Annotated in this window: 14 protein-coding genes; 8 read left to right on the top strand and 6 right to left on the bottom strand. The window is 61.5% G+C overall.

The annotated features are described in order from the left end of the window. The coding region (locus C0617_RS17055) for a VOC family protein (RefSeq protein ID WP_365888984.1) at positions 1-119 on the bottom strand (119 nt) is incomplete at its 3' end. Between the two features lie 515 nt (positions 120-634). On the opposite strand from C0617_RS17055, the gene C0617_RS06605 reads away from it, so the two are divergent. From C0617_RS06605 to C0617_RS06585, 5 genes are all read left to right on the top strand, one after another. Then, the gene (locus tag C0617_RS06605; RefSeq protein ID WP_291316224.1) at positions 635-1,636 is read left to right on the top strand and encodes a PIN domain-containing protein; all 1,002 of its coding nucleotides are present in this window, start codon (positions 635-637) and stop codon (positions 1,634-1,636) included. Between the two features lie 188 nt (positions 1,637-1,824). Then, a complete protein-coding gene (locus C0617_RS06600) occupies positions 1,825-1,986 on the top strand; it encodes a hypothetical protein (RefSeq protein ID WP_291316223.1) in 162 nt (53 codons plus the stop codon). 301 nt (positions 1,987-2,287) lie between these two features. Next, positions 2,288-2,650 carry a hypothetical protein gene (locus C0617_RS06595; RefSeq protein ID WP_291316222.1) on the top strand — a complete coding sequence of 121 codons (363 nt, stop codon included), beginning with the start codon at positions 2,288-2,290 and terminating at the stop codon, positions 2,648-2,650. A gap of 584 nt (positions 2,651-3,234) precedes the next feature. Next, positions 3,235-3,603 (top strand): FKBP-type peptidyl-prolyl cis-trans isomerase, encoded by a 369-nt coding sequence (locus tag C0617_RS06590; protein WP_291316221.1) that lies wholly within the window; start codon positions 3,235-3,237, stop codon positions 3,601-3,603. Further along, complete coding sequence (locus C0617_RS06585; protein WP_291316220.1) at positions 3,581-3,724, top strand: hypothetical protein; 144 nt, start codon at positions 3,581-3,583, stop codon at positions 3,722-3,724. The genes C0617_RS06590 and C0617_RS06585 overlap by 23 nt, the downstream gene beginning before the upstream one ends. An 86-nt stretch (positions 3,725-3,810) precedes the next feature. Here C0617_RS06585 and C0617_RS06580 read toward each other — a convergent pair whose 3' ends face one another. The 3 genes from C0617_RS06580 to C0617_RS06570 form a co-directional block, all read right to left on the bottom strand. Further along, positions 3,811-4,107, bottom strand: coding sequence for a Smr/MutS family protein (locus tag C0617_RS06580; RefSeq protein WP_291316219.1), 297 nt, complete (start codon positions 4,105-4,107; stop codon positions 3,811-3,813). Between the two features lie 27 nt (positions 4,108-4,134). Continuing rightward, a complete protein-coding gene (locus C0617_RS06575; RefSeq protein ID WP_291316218.1) occupies positions 4,135-4,662 on the bottom strand; it encodes a mechanosensitive ion channel domain-containing protein in 528 nt (175 codons plus the stop codon). Between the two features lie 96 nt (positions 4,663-4,758). Continuing rightward, positions 4,759-5,439, bottom strand: a complete 681-nt coding sequence (locus C0617_RS06570; protein ID WP_291316217.1) for a DNA alkylation repair protein — start codon at positions 5,437-5,439, stop codon at positions 4,759-4,761. A gap of 125 nt (positions 5,440-5,564) precedes the next feature. Between C0617_RS06570 and C0617_RS06565 the strand changes: the two genes are divergently transcribed. Together C0617_RS06565 and C0617_RS06560 are read left to right on the top strand one after the other, a co-directional pair. Beyond that, positions 5,565-6,917 carry a hypothetical protein gene (locus C0617_RS06565; RefSeq protein WP_291316216.1) on the top strand — a complete coding sequence of 451 codons (1,353 nt, stop codon included), beginning with the start codon at positions 5,565-5,567 and terminating at the stop codon, positions 6,915-6,917. A gap of 20 nt (positions 6,918-6,937) precedes the next feature. Further along, positions 6,938-7,327: a PilZ domain-containing protein gene (locus C0617_RS06560; RefSeq protein WP_291316215.1), complete on the top strand. Its 390-nt coding sequence runs from the start codon at positions 6,938-6,940 to the stop codon at positions 7,325-7,327. A gap of 96 nt (positions 7,328-7,423) precedes the next feature. On the opposite strand, the gene C0617_RS06555 is transcribed toward C0617_RS06560, so the two are convergent. Then, positions 7,424-8,662 (bottom strand): nucleoside transporter C-terminal domain-containing protein, encoded by a 1,239-nt coding sequence (locus C0617_RS06555; RefSeq protein ID WP_291316214.1) that lies wholly within the window; start codon positions 8,660-8,662, stop codon positions 7,424-7,426. A 178-nt stretch (positions 8,663-8,840) separates the two neighbouring features. Here C0617_RS06555 and C0617_RS06550 point away from each other — a divergent pair, with 178 nt between their 5' ends. Further along, entirely contained in the window at positions 8,841-10,160 is a 1,320-nt protein-coding gene (locus C0617_RS06550; RefSeq protein ID WP_291316213.1) for a M23 family metallopeptidase, read from the top strand. A 101-nt stretch (positions 10,161-10,261) separates the two neighbouring features. Here C0617_RS06550 and C0617_RS06545 read toward each other — a convergent pair whose 3' ends face one another. Further along, positions 10,262-13,207 (bottom strand): fibronectin type III domain-containing protein, encoded by a 2,946-nt coding sequence (locus tag C0617_RS06545; RefSeq protein ID WP_291316212.1) that lies wholly within the window; start codon positions 13,205-13,207, stop codon positions 10,262-10,264. Between the last annotated feature and the right edge of the window lie 404 nt (positions 13,208-13,611).

The raw sequence follows: 13,611 nt of genomic DNA, 5'->3' as shown, positions 1-13,611 counted from the left end.
CCCGGCCGCCGCCCCCGCAGCTTCAGGTCGAAGATCTTCCCGTAAAAGTCCAGGGCCGCGTCCACGTCGCCCACCTCCAGGGCCACGTGGTTGATGCCCACCAGGCGCGGCTTGTCCATGGTCGCTTCCTTTCGTCTGTGGGGTTTACTGTTAGAATATCACCGGGAGAGTGGGGGGCAAGGGAGGGTTGGGCGCTCCATGTGTTGACTTTAATTGAGTTGGAGGGTAGAAAGGGGTAGCTCCCTGCCACGATCGACAACTCAAAGTGATCCAATATGCATCAAAGGACTGAGAAGGGAAGTAGTATCTCGTATTATTTTCCGAAAGAACATGTAGGTTTTCTTGTCCTAAGAACTTAGGCCCAGTGGGAAAATGCAGTAAAATTTCTTGTTATTTATTTAGTACCAAAAATTTTTGTGATCATGTCAATTTTCTTTTGAAATGATTGAGAAGTCAAGGTGTAAAGTTATTTAAATTGACTTAAAAGGTTTTGTCGCGCATGTCGATTTTTTTGTTTTTGGCCTCTGCCATAAATTGTTAAGATTATAAATTGGAATAATTGACGATTCTTTTCAGCTTGAAACCCCTTTGGATATCTAAAAGTAAAATCTGGTAAAATGTGGGACAATTAAACATGAACCTATTTATCGATACGAATATTTTTCTTGCCTTTTATCATTTGACCAGTGATGACCTCGAAGAGTTAAGAAAGCTAGGAGTTCTCCTCAGGAAGAGTAAACTTTCGCTGTTTATACCAGGGCAGGTTATTGATGAATTTAAAAGAAATAGAGACAATAAGATCGCTGATGCACTTAAAAGACTTAAAGAACAAAAATTAAATCTTCAGTTTCCACAAATATGTAAAGACTACGATGAATACAAAACCCTCAGAGAGTGTCAGAAAAATTATGAAAAATCTCACTCTGAATTACTAAAAAAACTTTCCCAAGATATTTTTGAAAATAGTCTTAAGGCAGATGGAATCATCAATGACTTATTTAAGTCAGGTACAGTCATTGAGACAACCAAAGAAATTTTAGACAGTTCAAACATTAGGTATGCCATTGGCAATCCACCAGGCAAAGATGGGTCGCTTGGTGACGCTATCAACTGGGAATCACTCTTAGCCAGTATTTCACAAAAAGAATATTTATATTTTATCACGGATGATGGTGACTATTGCTCAAGCCTAGATGGCAACATGTTTAATAGTTATTTAAGCGAAGAGTGGAATACAAAAAAATGTTCAGACTTAATCTACTACAAAAAACTATCTAACTTCTTTAAAGACCAGTTTCCCGATATAAAATTGGCCAGCGAACTGGAAAAGGAGTTGTTGATTAAGGATTTGGCATCTAGTTACAGCTTTGCACAAACACATACGGTAGTGTCAAAACTTAACAAACATGCAGATTTCACTAATTCACAAACAAATGACATGGTTGCAGCAGCTGTTACTAATAGTCAAATATGGTGGATTCTTAAAGACGACGATGTCTGCGAGTTTTATTCAAAAATAATAGACGGCAAAGAGACCAAATTGGAAAAAAACAACCTGCACCAACTAATGGAAGGGATTGGCAAGAAAAGTCAAGATGATGATCAACTTGATGATGACAAGGATCTACCATTTTGAAATATTGTCAGACATAGCCATAAAAACTCTTCAATATTGTTCGGATTAAAACCGGGGATATGGAGGGGCTTTGCAAATGCCACCAGCACAATTTTTTTGCACAGGGTTCCGGAGAAAACCATATAATTCCCGCATCTTTAGGAAAGCATGCTGGCCCCGACTCTAAGCTCAGTTAAGGATTGAAATAAATGACCGAATGGGAAAAAAGTCTTATTGGTGCTGGCATGGCAGGTGTTATATATTTTTTATTTAATATTGGAAAACTGATAGAGCGAAAAATTTCTGAGCAACAAAAAACCCAAGAGACTCTAAAGTTGACCTTGGCAGCAATTAAAAAATTGGAAAAATGATTCGGAAACCTTTTTTCAAAACACCGGGAAAACAAATTGTGAGGATACCATTATTACAAAATCCCTGAGGGGGACAGGCACCTTTTAATGTGTTGATTGCCGTTGGCGTAAGAAAATCCCTGAGGGGGACAGGCACCTTTTAATGTGTTGATTGCCGTTGGCGTAAGGGGGACAGGCAACTTTGCGGTCTTCGCAAAGCAGCCAGTCCCCAAGGAAAAGTTGAGGTGCTTTCGGGGCAGGCATGCAGGGTTGAAAGTCTGCACCCATGTGACAAGTCGACATCCTGAAAACGGAGGCCCAAATGAAAATCAGTCGCGTCTTCCTCTTTGCCCTCGCGTCCGCCGCCCTCTTCGCCACCGGCTGCTCAACCTCTGCGAGCTTCAAACTCCCCCCCGACACGGAGGTGCGGGTCAACTACAAGGGAACGGACATCCATGGCGACGTGAAGACAAGGCCCTTTTTCTGGAACGCGACCGGCGGCGTCCCCTACGAGCTGATCTCCACCGCCCCCAAGGACAACGAGATCGTCCAGAAGGGGAAGCTCCCGACCAGCTTTCGTGTCGTCTCGATCTTCTGGCCTCCCTACGCCCTGATCTACTGGCCCCTCGGCTTCGCCTGCGAGTGCTACGACGTCACGGGAGGGGAGGCGGTCTGCTGCCACTGACCCTCGCCCGAAATATCAGCCAGGGCTTTGTTTCAAATCAAAACCGGCCTCGCGCCCGTTCGCTTGCGCTCACTCAAGCCGCAAAGGCGCAGAGGAAAACAGAGAGGCTCGGTCTTTTGCCCTTCTTGGCGGCTTTGCGTGAGACCCGAAACTCGGCTTCGTACTCTTTGGCCTTGATTTATGGCCTACGATAAGCCCCCCCGCATGAGCTGGCGCGGCGGCCCGCCGGGGAGTTTGCGGTTGTGCCGAACCGGCCGATCTGCTACCGTGAAAGACCTGTCGACGCAGACGCGAATCACCACAATCAGAACTTGAGCGACCTTCTTCCCGCCATACGCTTTGCTGTTGTTTGATCCCACCTGTCGTATGACTGCCTGAGGGTTTCCCGGCTCTTGCCGGGAGCCGGTCCGAAACAGCCTCGACCTTCTGAATCGTTATCACGTCGCCCCACCCCAAGCGCCCGAGGGCCCGGAGACCGATCGCCCGAAGCTTTGACGGCCCATTTTTCCCACGGATGACCCAGATCATCCCTCTTTTGAAAGGTTGTCGGAACGATGAAAAGCAAGAAAAGCAGAATCCTGTTGATGGCTGTTCTTTTCCTGGTTTCGACCGTTGCTGCGTTTGCCGAGACGGCCAAGAGCGATGTCGCGGCGGCGGTCAGCGAAGGCAAAAGCGTGACCCTCGAGTACTCCGTCTCGCTGGCGGACGATGAAGTGGTTTTCAGCACCGCCGGCCAGGAACCGCTGACCTTTATCCAAGGCTCCGGCAAGCTCTTTCCCGACCTGGAGAAGGCCCTTGAGGGGATGAAGGCCGGCGAGGCGAAGACCGTCGAACTCTCCCCGGAGCAGAGCTTCGGCCCGGTCAACCCGCAGGCGATCGTCGATGTCGAAAAGAGCAAGCTCCCCCCCCCAGGCGCACCAGATCGACGCCATGGTCACGACGACCGACCCTAACGGCCAGACGTTCCGGGGCCGGGTGGTCGGCCTCGAAGGCGAGATAGCCAAGGTCGATTTCAACCACCCCCTGGCCGGAAAAACGGTCTTTTTCAAACTGAATGTTCTTCAGGTCAACTGAGGTCCGCCCTGCGGACATGGATTATCGCGAAAGGGCGGCCGGTTGGCCGCCCTTTTCGTTTTCGAACTCCCGGCGAGCGCCGGGTTTCAGGCCGGCGGCAGCGGCTCCAAGGTCGCCAGGGTCGCCCCCCATCCGCCGCCGCTTTCGTCGGCGAGGCGATAGGAGCGGACCTCGGGAAGGCGCCTGAGGATGCCGTGCACCTTGCGCTGGAGGATGCCGTGGCCCTTGCCGTGGACGATGCGCACCTCGAGGATGCCCCGCTTGCGGCACTCGGCGAGGTAGTCCGGGACCAACTCCCCCACCTCGCGCGGCAGGAAGGTATGCAGGTCCATGGTGCCGTCGATGGGCAGCTCCACGACCTCGGGGATTTCCGTCTCGTCCATCTCGTCCTCTCCTGCGAGAAGCGCCGGTCAATCGGCCGATTCAGCCCCTTCCGGGCGCGGGGGGTGAACGAGGACGGCCTTCTGCATGATGACGCTGTTGGGGATGTGGACCCGCTCCCCTTCGGCTGAGATGAGCCGGACGTAGAAGAGGGTCATGTCCGAGACCTCGCCGCTGACGCTGTTGTCCCCGTCCTTGACGGTGATGAAGTCGTCTATCTTGATCGGCGAGGAGAAGAAGAGGATGAAGCAGGCGGTGACGTTGCTCAGGATGCTCCACTGGGCGAAGAGGGCGATGCCGATGATGCCGAAGATGGAGGTGAACATCACCCACGCCCCGGCGAGGTTGATCCCCCAGACGAGGCAGAGGGCGAGGGAGGCCAGCAGGGCGATCGAATACCTGACGACCTTCTGCAGGTAGAGGGTGCGCAGGTGCTTGATATGGCGCCGCTCGCCGAAGCTCTCCATGAGGGAACAGCTGACGAACCCGCCAACCGCGCCGCCGAGAACCACCAGGACCGAAACAAGAAGCTGAAGAAAAACCGTGGTCTCGTACATTTTCTCCTCCCTTGATGCCCCGCAGGCCGGGATGGCCTGCCCGTTAGAAACTGCGGATCGCTAAAAGCCCCCCGCCGGGAAAACAGTATCGCATCCCTAATTTTTTTCCAGCCGCACCCTCACATTCTCGCTCTCCAGCTCCCGCAGGGCATCCCGCCCGATCCACCGCGCCGAGGGGGATTCGATCCGCCCGACCTCCCCGGCCGCCTCGACGGCCAGGCCGTGCAGTCGGGCGTTGCGCTTGCCGATCTGGCGCAGGGCCCAGTTGACCGCCTTCTTGACGAAGTTGCGCCCGTCCGTCGCCTCCCGGGCGATGAGGGGAATAAGGGCCTCGAACCGCTCGTCGGCGGCCTCCTTGTCATGCACGGCGAGGACCGCCATGAGGACGAAGCCGGCCCGCTTGACGAACTCCCCCGGGCGACCGCTCCACTCTGCGGCCTTCTCCCAGGCATAGGGGGTGCGGCGGAAGAGGTTGTTGCAGGTCTGGTCGCAGACGTCCCAGGAGTCGAAATCGGCCGCCCAGGCCTCCATCTGCGCCATGCTCACCGCCGCCGGGTCGTCGATCATGGAGGCGAGGATGCGCGCTTCGTGGATGCCGCTCGCCCACAACTGGCCGGCCAGAACGTGATCGCGGCCGGCCTGGCGGGCGAGGGCGCGCAGCTTCGGGATGGAGACCCCGAAAGTCCTTTCCGGGTTGATGCCGAAGCGAGCCATCCCCGCCGCCGCCTCGGGATCGGAGAGAACCTTCAGCCGGTCGATGATCTCGCTGCAGCGCATGTTCCGTCCCTCCCGTTTCAAGACGTTTGCCCTTGCGCCCTTATACGCCCGCATCCGGGCGCTGTCAATTCCATTGGGAGGCGGAAAGGCTTGACCTGGCCGGCCGATCCCCTATCCTAGAGGCCATGACACGTTCCCGGGCCATCGAAAAATACCTGCGCAGCCGCGCCGTCGACGGTCCCTGGCGCTTGGAGGGGTGCGCTGAGAGCGACTTCGCCGGGGCGGTGGTGATCCCCGCCCTGGCCGAGGGGGAGAGCCTCTTCGCCACCCTGGAGAGCCTGGCGCAGGGACCGGCCGCGATGCTGGAGCGCTATCTCGTCGTGGTGGTGGTCAACCACCGGGAGGACGCGGAAGAGGGTGACAAAAAGGGGAACCGGATCGACCTGGCGCGGCTCGCCTCGGGGGACGCTCCCCGTCCCCTGCGGCTGGCCCTGGTGGACGCCGCCTCGCCGGGCCTGGAGCTGCCCGCCCGGAGCGGCGGGGTGGGCCTGGCGCGCAAGATCGGCTTCGACCTGGCCCTCGCCCGCCTCGACCCCGGGGGCCCGGAGCCGATCCTCGCCTCCCTCGACGCCGACACCCTGGTCGGGCCCGGTTACCTGCCGGCCCTCGCCGCGCATTTCGCCCGCAGCGGGGCGGGGGGCGCGGTTTTGCCCTTTTGCCACCAGCCGGGCGGGAGCGCCGGGCAGCAGGCGGCCATCGACCGCTACGAGCTCTACCTGCGCCACCACGCCCTCGGCCTGGCGCTGGCAGGCTCCCCCTACGCCTCCCCCACCGTCGGCAGCGCCATGGCCTGCACCGCGGGAGCCTACGCCCGGGCCGGGGGGATGAACCGCCGGGCCGCCGGGGAGGATTTCTATTTCCTCCAGCAGCTGGCCAAAACCTGCGGCGTGGAACAGCTGAGGGGGACGATCGTGCGCCCCTCGGCCCGCGTCTCGGCCCGGGTGCCCTTCGGCACAGGCCCCAGCATGAAGCGCCTTCTCGGCGGGGAGAGGGACGCCGTGCTGTTCTACCCGTCGGGCTGCTACCGCCTCCTGCGCGGCTGGCTGACCCTGGCCGAAGACCTCTGGCAGGAACCCGCAGCCGAGCTGCTCGCCGGAGCGGAGGAAATCTCTCCCTACCTGGCCCGATTTCTGCACACCTATCGATTCACCGACATCTGGACCAGGCTGCGGGACAATCACCGCGGCAGGACCGCGCTGCAAAGCGCCTTTCACGGCTGGTTCGACGGCCTGAAGAGCCTTCAGTTCATCCACCACCTCTGCGCCGGGCCCCTGCCGAAAGTCGGACCCGAGGCGGCCCTGCCTCCCCTTCTCGACTGGGCGGGGCTGAAGCCGACGAAGGACCCGGCCCGCCAACTGGCCCAGCTCCGCTCCCTGCAGGCCGCCGGGGAAGCGGAACAGTCCCACCGGACCCCTGAAAAAAGAGGGGTTTGTGATACGATTGAAGCAAAAGACGATCCCCTCGCCGGAGTCCCCTGACGGACCAAAAAGGCCAGACGATGAGCGACCCCCAAAATCCCCGGCAACCCGCCGCACCGGCCAGCCAGAGAGCGTCCCTGCGCTCCCCCATCATCATCCAGCGCGTCAAGCTCGACGACGGGCGCAAGACCTTTTTCGGCTACGCCAAGAACATCAGCCGAAGCGGGCTGTTCATCGCAGCGACCAACCCCCGCCAGCCGGGAACCCGGTTCCAGGTCGAACTCCCCCTCCCCTTCGCCTCCGGGCGGACCGCGAACTGCACCTGCGAGGTGATCTGGCAGCGCCAGTTCAGCCGCAAATCGACCTACGAGCCGGGCATGGGCCTGAAATTCATCGACCTTCCCGCCGAGGCGGCGGAGGAGCTGGACGACTGGGTCCGGAAACAGGCGGAAGAACCGGTCAAACCCTAGATCCGGCAACTTCAGCGTAAAACGCAGACGGGGCGGGGCCATTCGGCCCCGCCCCGTCTTTTCACTTCCCCTTTTCGAGCCCTCGCCCCGGAAACCTTACAGCAGCCCCACAACCGCCCCGGTCATGCAGGTGGCGAGGGTGCCGGCCACGATCGACTTGAGCCCGAGGGCCACGATCTCGCCCCGGCGCTCCGGGACCATCGTCCCCATCCCCCCGAGCATGATGCCGAGACTGCCGAAGTTGGCGAAACCGCACATGGCGTAGGTCAGAATCAGCCGGCTGCGCTCTCCGAGGGCCCCCTCGGGCAGGGCGGCCAGGTCGAGGTAGGCGAGGAATTCGTTGAGGATGACCTTGGTCCCGAGCAGGCTCCCGGCGGTGAGCGCCTCCTGCCAGGGGATCCCGATGAGCCAGGCCACCGGCGCCATGACCAGGCCGAGCAGCCCCTGCAGGGTCACCGCCTGCCCGCCGACGGGAGGCAGCAGCCCGAGCAGCTGGTTGACCAGGCTGACAAGGGCGACCAGCACCACGAGCATGGCGACGATGTTGAGCAGAAGCTTCAGCCCGTCCGCCGTCCCCCGGGTGATGGCGTCCATGGAGCTGGTCGATTCCCCCGCGGCCACGGCCTCCCCCTCGGTCACCGGCCCGGAATGGGGAACCATCAGCTGGGCGATCACCAAGGCCGCCGGGGCGCTGATGAGGGAGGCGGTGAGGATATGGCCGACGGCGTCGGGGATGACATTCTGCAGGATGGTGGCGTAAAGGACGAGCACCGTGCCGGCGATGGTGCTCATGCCGCAGGTCATGAGGGTGAACAGCTCGCCGCGGGACATCTTCTGCAGGTAGGGGCGGACCAGCAGCGGCGCCTCGATCATGCCGACGAAGATGTTGACCGCCGCGCCCACGCCGACCGCCCCCCCGATGCCCATGGTCCTCTGCAGCAGCCAGCTGAATGCCCGCACGATCGAGTGCAGAACCCGCCAGTAGAAAAGGAGGGCCGAGAGGGCGCTGACCACCAGCACCAGGGGCAGGGCCCGAAAGGCGAGGGTGAAGGAGGCCCCGGGCGCCGTCTCCGCGTAGGGCAGCGGCCCGCCGCCGAGAAAACCGAAGACCATGGAGGTGCCGGCGACCGTGGCCCGCTCGAGCATCAGAATCCCCCCGTTCAGGGCCAGGAAAAATCCCTTGAAGGGCGGGAACTTGAGCAGGGCGGCCGCGAGCAGGAACTGCAGCAGCAGCCCCGCCGCCACCGGCTTCCAGCACACGCGGCGCCGGTCCTCGCTGATCATCCAGGCCAGGCCGACCAGCACCAACAGTCCGAAAAAACCTTGCCATTCCATGGCGGCAGATTGGCCGAGAACAGCTCAAATGTCAAGTTCCGCCGGCCTCGCCCGGCCCTTTCGCCCCTCTCCCCCGGGGGCGTTGCCTGCAGAAGGGTTTCGTGTTAGAAATAGGACGAAGGCCGAAGGTGGAGGCCTTCATTTTTTCTTTCCCACCCTGCCCGCAGCGGAGAAGACATTGAAACTCAGAGGCATCCTCGCCATCCTGGTGGCCGTCGTCCTGGTCACCCTCGCCATCTTTTACTTCCAGGACACCGACGCCCCCCAGCTTTCCCTGAGCCCGAAGCCCGGCCCGATCTCGGCCAAGACCGCCATCCAGCTCACCGTCCATGACGCCGGTGCCGGCCTGAAGAGCGTGGAGGTGAGAGCGGTCCAGGGAGAGACGACCTTTCCCCTGGCCAGCCAGGCCTTTGCCGGGGAAAAGACCCCCCAGAAGCTCGAATTCGCCCTCGACAAGAAGGGCCTCAAGGACGGCCCGGTCGAACTCCGCGTGGTCGCCTCCGACGGCTCCGCCTACCATTTCGGGGCGGGCAACCGGGCCGAACAGAGCTTCACCTTCGACCTGGACCGCCGGGCTCCGGTCATCTCGGTCGTCTCCAACGCCCACAACTTCACCCAGGGCGGATCGGGCCTGGTCGTCTACACCCTCAACGAGGAGGTCGAGAAGACCGGGGTGACGGTGGGAGAGCTCTTCTTCCCGGGTCACCGGCAGGAGTCGGGGCGCTACGTCTCCCTGTTCGCCTTTCCCCACAACATGAAGCAGGGGGAATTCCTGCCCAAGGTGGTCGCCGTGGACCGGGCCGGCAACGAGCGCAGGGCCGGGTTCTACTACCACACCAACAGGAAGACCTTCCGCCAGCGCCAGATCAACATCAGCGACAACTTCCTGGAGACCAAGACCCCCGAGTTCGAGGAGCTGGCCCCCGACCTCCAGGAGCCACTGGAGATCTTCCTCAAGGTCAACCGCGACCTGCGGGTGCAGAACCGGGCCGCCCTCGCCGGGTTCGCCGCCCGGACGGCCCCCCGGCCCCTGTGGGACGGGCCCTTCCTGCGCCAGCCCAACGCCGCCACCCTGGCCCTGTTCGGCGACAACCGCGCGTACCTTCACAAGGGGAAGAAGGTCGACCGCCAGACCCACCTCGGCATCGACCTGGCCTCCACCGCCCAGGCCCAGGTGCCCGCGGCCAACGGGGGCAACGTGGTCTTCGCCGACTACCTCGGCATCTACGGGCTGTGCGTCATCATCGACCACGGCCTCGGACTGCAGACCCTCTACGGCCACCTGAGCTCGGTCGAGGTCAACGAAGGCGACGCGGTCACCCGGGGCCAGACCCTCGGCCGCACCGGCGCCACCGGCATGGCCGGCGGCGACCACCTGCACTACGGGGTGATCCTCGCCGGGCTTCCAGTCAGCCCGGTAGAGTGGTGGGACGGCAGCTGGCTGAACAACAACATCACGGGCAAACTGGAACTGGCGGCGGAGACGGACGCCAACTAAGCCTCTCCCCCCACCAGCGACTCTCCGAAAAGTGAAAGGGCCCGCCATCCGGCAGGCCCTTTCCTTTTTTCAGCCACATTCCCTTTCCGTCACATCGATATCTACTCATCCCTGCGCCGCCGGCACAGCAGCCCCATGCCCGCCCCGATGCCGAGGAGCAGCCAGGCGCCGCCCATCACCGGCACCCGCGTCGGGTCGGCGGCGACGCTCTCCCCTCCGGATCCTGTCGACCCGCCCGGGGAGGTCTCCGTCGGCTCCCCGATCAGGAAGGGCGACAGGGAGGCGGTTTCCCCGCAGACCCGGTCGTTAACCGTGTCGACCGAGGTGGTGATGTCGGTCCAACTGCCGCCGCTGTAGTGGAAGAGGGCCAGGCTCGACTCGTTGCCGGGATCGGCCAGCTCGGCCTCGTCGTAGCCGAGGCAGACCGTGATCGTCCCGGAGTAGCCGGCGGCGGTGGTGACGTCGCAGGAGGAGCCGGGCAGGATGCGGAAGTTGGCGGGTCCGTCCGGCTCGCCGCCGGTGGTGACGGTAACCTCGCCTCCGGCGGTCACGGTCTCGAAGGTAAGCCGGACATCCGGGGTCGGGGTGACGGTCACTCCGGAGCCGGGGGTAACGCTGCCACCCGAGACGCTATCCAGGCGGATGGTGTCGTTGCAGGTGGCGATGTTGCCCGCCCCGTCGCGGAACTGGGCATAGACGGTCTTGGTGCCGAGGCCCGCCGAGAGGGTCCACGATTTGCCGGCGGCGTAGGCCTGCCAGGCGCTCCATGTTGAGCCGTCGTTGCTGAAGCGCATGTCGATGGCCCCCCCGCTGTCATCGGAGGCGAGGAGGACGAGATCGACGGCGGTGCTGCTCGTCGCCTCATCGCCCCAGTTAATGCTGATCGAGCCGTCCGGGGCCGTATCGTCCACCGCCAGCTCCAGGGTCGAGAAGGTGGCCACGACGCTCTCCGAGACGTTCCCCGACCCGTCCATGGAGACCGCCTGCAGATAGTAGGTGGTCGAGGGCGAGAGGTTGGTCAGGGTGAGGGCGTGACCGGTGGAAAGACCCGGCAGGGTCCGGACGCTGTCCAGGGCCGTATCGCTGGTGCCGAACTTCACCTGGGTGGTGGCCGGTTCGTCGGTATCCCACGCGATCCGGGCGCTGGTTTCGAAGACCTCGGCGGCGTAGGGCGCCGTGGTGAAGGCCGGCCCTGCCGTGTCGGGCGCGGCATCGGTGGTGAAGCTCACGGTCGCGCTGGCGGTCGGCCCGTTGCCGCTCGGGTCGACCGAGGCCGCCTGGAAGCTGTAGGCGGTCGCCGGGGCGAGGTTGGTCAGCACCACGACATGCTCGGTCACCTGGGCGATGTCGCCGGCAAAGAGACTCAGGGATCCACCCTGCAGACCGTAACTCACCCGGCTGTCGGCGATCTCGTCGGTCACCCAGCGAAGGGTGGCGGTGCTGTCGGTGACAGCGATCACCGCCGGCCCCTCGGTGATGACCGGCACGGCCGTATCGGGGTCGGGGTTGGTGGTGACCCCCAGCGGCACGGTGAAGCCGGCCCCGGCGTCGCTGCCGCTGCCGCCCGTGTCGGCCGCGAGGAAGACGATCTCCCTTTCGGCCCGGGCAACGACCGTGTTGCCGCTCAGGTCGGTGGAGGCGATGCCGATGGAGTAATCGGTACTCGGCTGCAGGTTGACCAGGGTGACCTGGTGCCGATTGAGCTTGGCGCCGTTCGCCCGGCGCAGGTTGGTGTCGGAGCCCTGGCCGTAGTTGACCACCGTGTCGGCCGGCTCGTCGGTCTCCCAGAAGACGGTGAGGCTCCTGTCGGTCTTGTGGATGATCTCCGGCCCCCGGGTGACCTGCTGCTTTTTGGTGTCGGGCTCCCGCTCGGTGCGGAAGGTATAGATCGTGCTCGCCGCCGGGCCGTTGCCCGCCGCGTCCCGGGAGAGGACCCGGAAGTAGAAGAGGGTGTCGGCCGGCAGATTGACGATGGGGATGTTGTGCTGCCGGACCAGGGCCGTGCGGCCGAGGGTCGCGCCGAGGGCGTCCGTGGTGCCGTACTCGATGACCCCGTCGGCCTGCTCGTCGGTCACCCAGCGGATCACCGCCGACTGGTGGGTGGTGTTGACCACCAGCGGCCCCTCGATGATCACCGGCGCCAGGGTGTCGGGGGTGGCCAGGGTAGTGAAGGTCCGGGGGGCGCTCAGGGTCGGCCCGTTGTTGAAGCCGTCCTTCGAGGAGACGGTGAAGGTGTAGAGGGTGGTCGGGTCAAGGCCGGTCAGGTGGACCACGTGCTCGGTCACCAGGGTATCGTCGCTGGCCACCCCGTAGGCGATGCCGTCGTTGTAGGAGACGCCGCTGGTCGCCGGCTCGTCGGTCGTCCAGACGATCGTCGCCTCGGTGTCGGAGATGTTGATCGCCATAGGCCCCTCGACGATCACCGGCGCCGCCGTGTCGGGCTCGGCGACGGTCTCGAAGGAGACCAGGGCGCTCTCGGTCGGGCCGTTGCCGGGCTCGTCGGTGGCGGCGATCTTGAGGTAGTGGAGGGTTTCCGGTGCGAGGTCCGCTACGGTCACCCGGTGGCTGGTGGACAGGGTCGGATCAGTTACGGTTTGATCCACCTCAGTCGTCGTCCCGTAATGGAGCACCCCGCTCGTGGGCTCGTCGGTGGTCCATTCCACAACGGCGGAGTTGTGGGTGATGGAGGTCACCGTCGGGCCCTCCAGGATGACCGGTGCGGTCGTGTCCGGCGTCGGTTCGGTCCGGAAGGAGATGACCCCGCTTTCGGTCGGGCCGTTGCCGGCGGCGTCGGTGGCGAAGACGCTGAGGTAGTAGGTTCTGTCTGGGGTCAGACCGTTTAACACCAGGGAGTGGGTTGTGGACGAGCCGGTTTCGTTGACTGCCGTCCCCGGCGGGTCGGCAAGGCCGTACTTGACTCCGCCGGTTGCCGTCTCATCGGTTTGCCATTCGACAACTACCGACTTGTCAGTAATGGCCGAAACCGTTGGGCCGGAAAAAATGATCGGCACTTGGGTGTCGGTCATGGAGAGGATTATATTCTGCAAAATATTCTCTGACACATTCAGGCCCCTGACCTGAGTCTGACCAAATCCACTCCCTGAGGGGGGGAGTATTGTTTCATCGTATATATAGGGGGGAAGCGCCAAACTATAATTGCCTGATGCATCAGAAACAGCCCTGCCGTTATCATACCTAATATAGTTATATACTTCGCCAGATGACCAATTCTCTAAAATTCGCAACTCTACACCACCGACCGCTACCCCATTACTATCCGTTGTCTTTCCATTTATCGTCACAAATGGCACGATGACATCTTGCGTCGTGTGATTGGCAACAGTCACGTTCGAAACAATGGGTCTGATCGACCAGAAATCTGGAGTTTGGGTCGTTGTGCTCTCATAACCAAAGAGATTTATCTTATAGGTACCTGGTGCTACGCTGAAAC

This window comes from Desulfuromonas sp. (assembly GCF_002868845.1).
GTDB lineage: Bacteria > Desulfobacterota > Desulfuromonadia > Desulfuromonadales > BM501 > BM501.
Note: the sequence above shows the minus strand (reverse complement) of the source record. Positions and strands in the feature narration are given on the sequence as shown.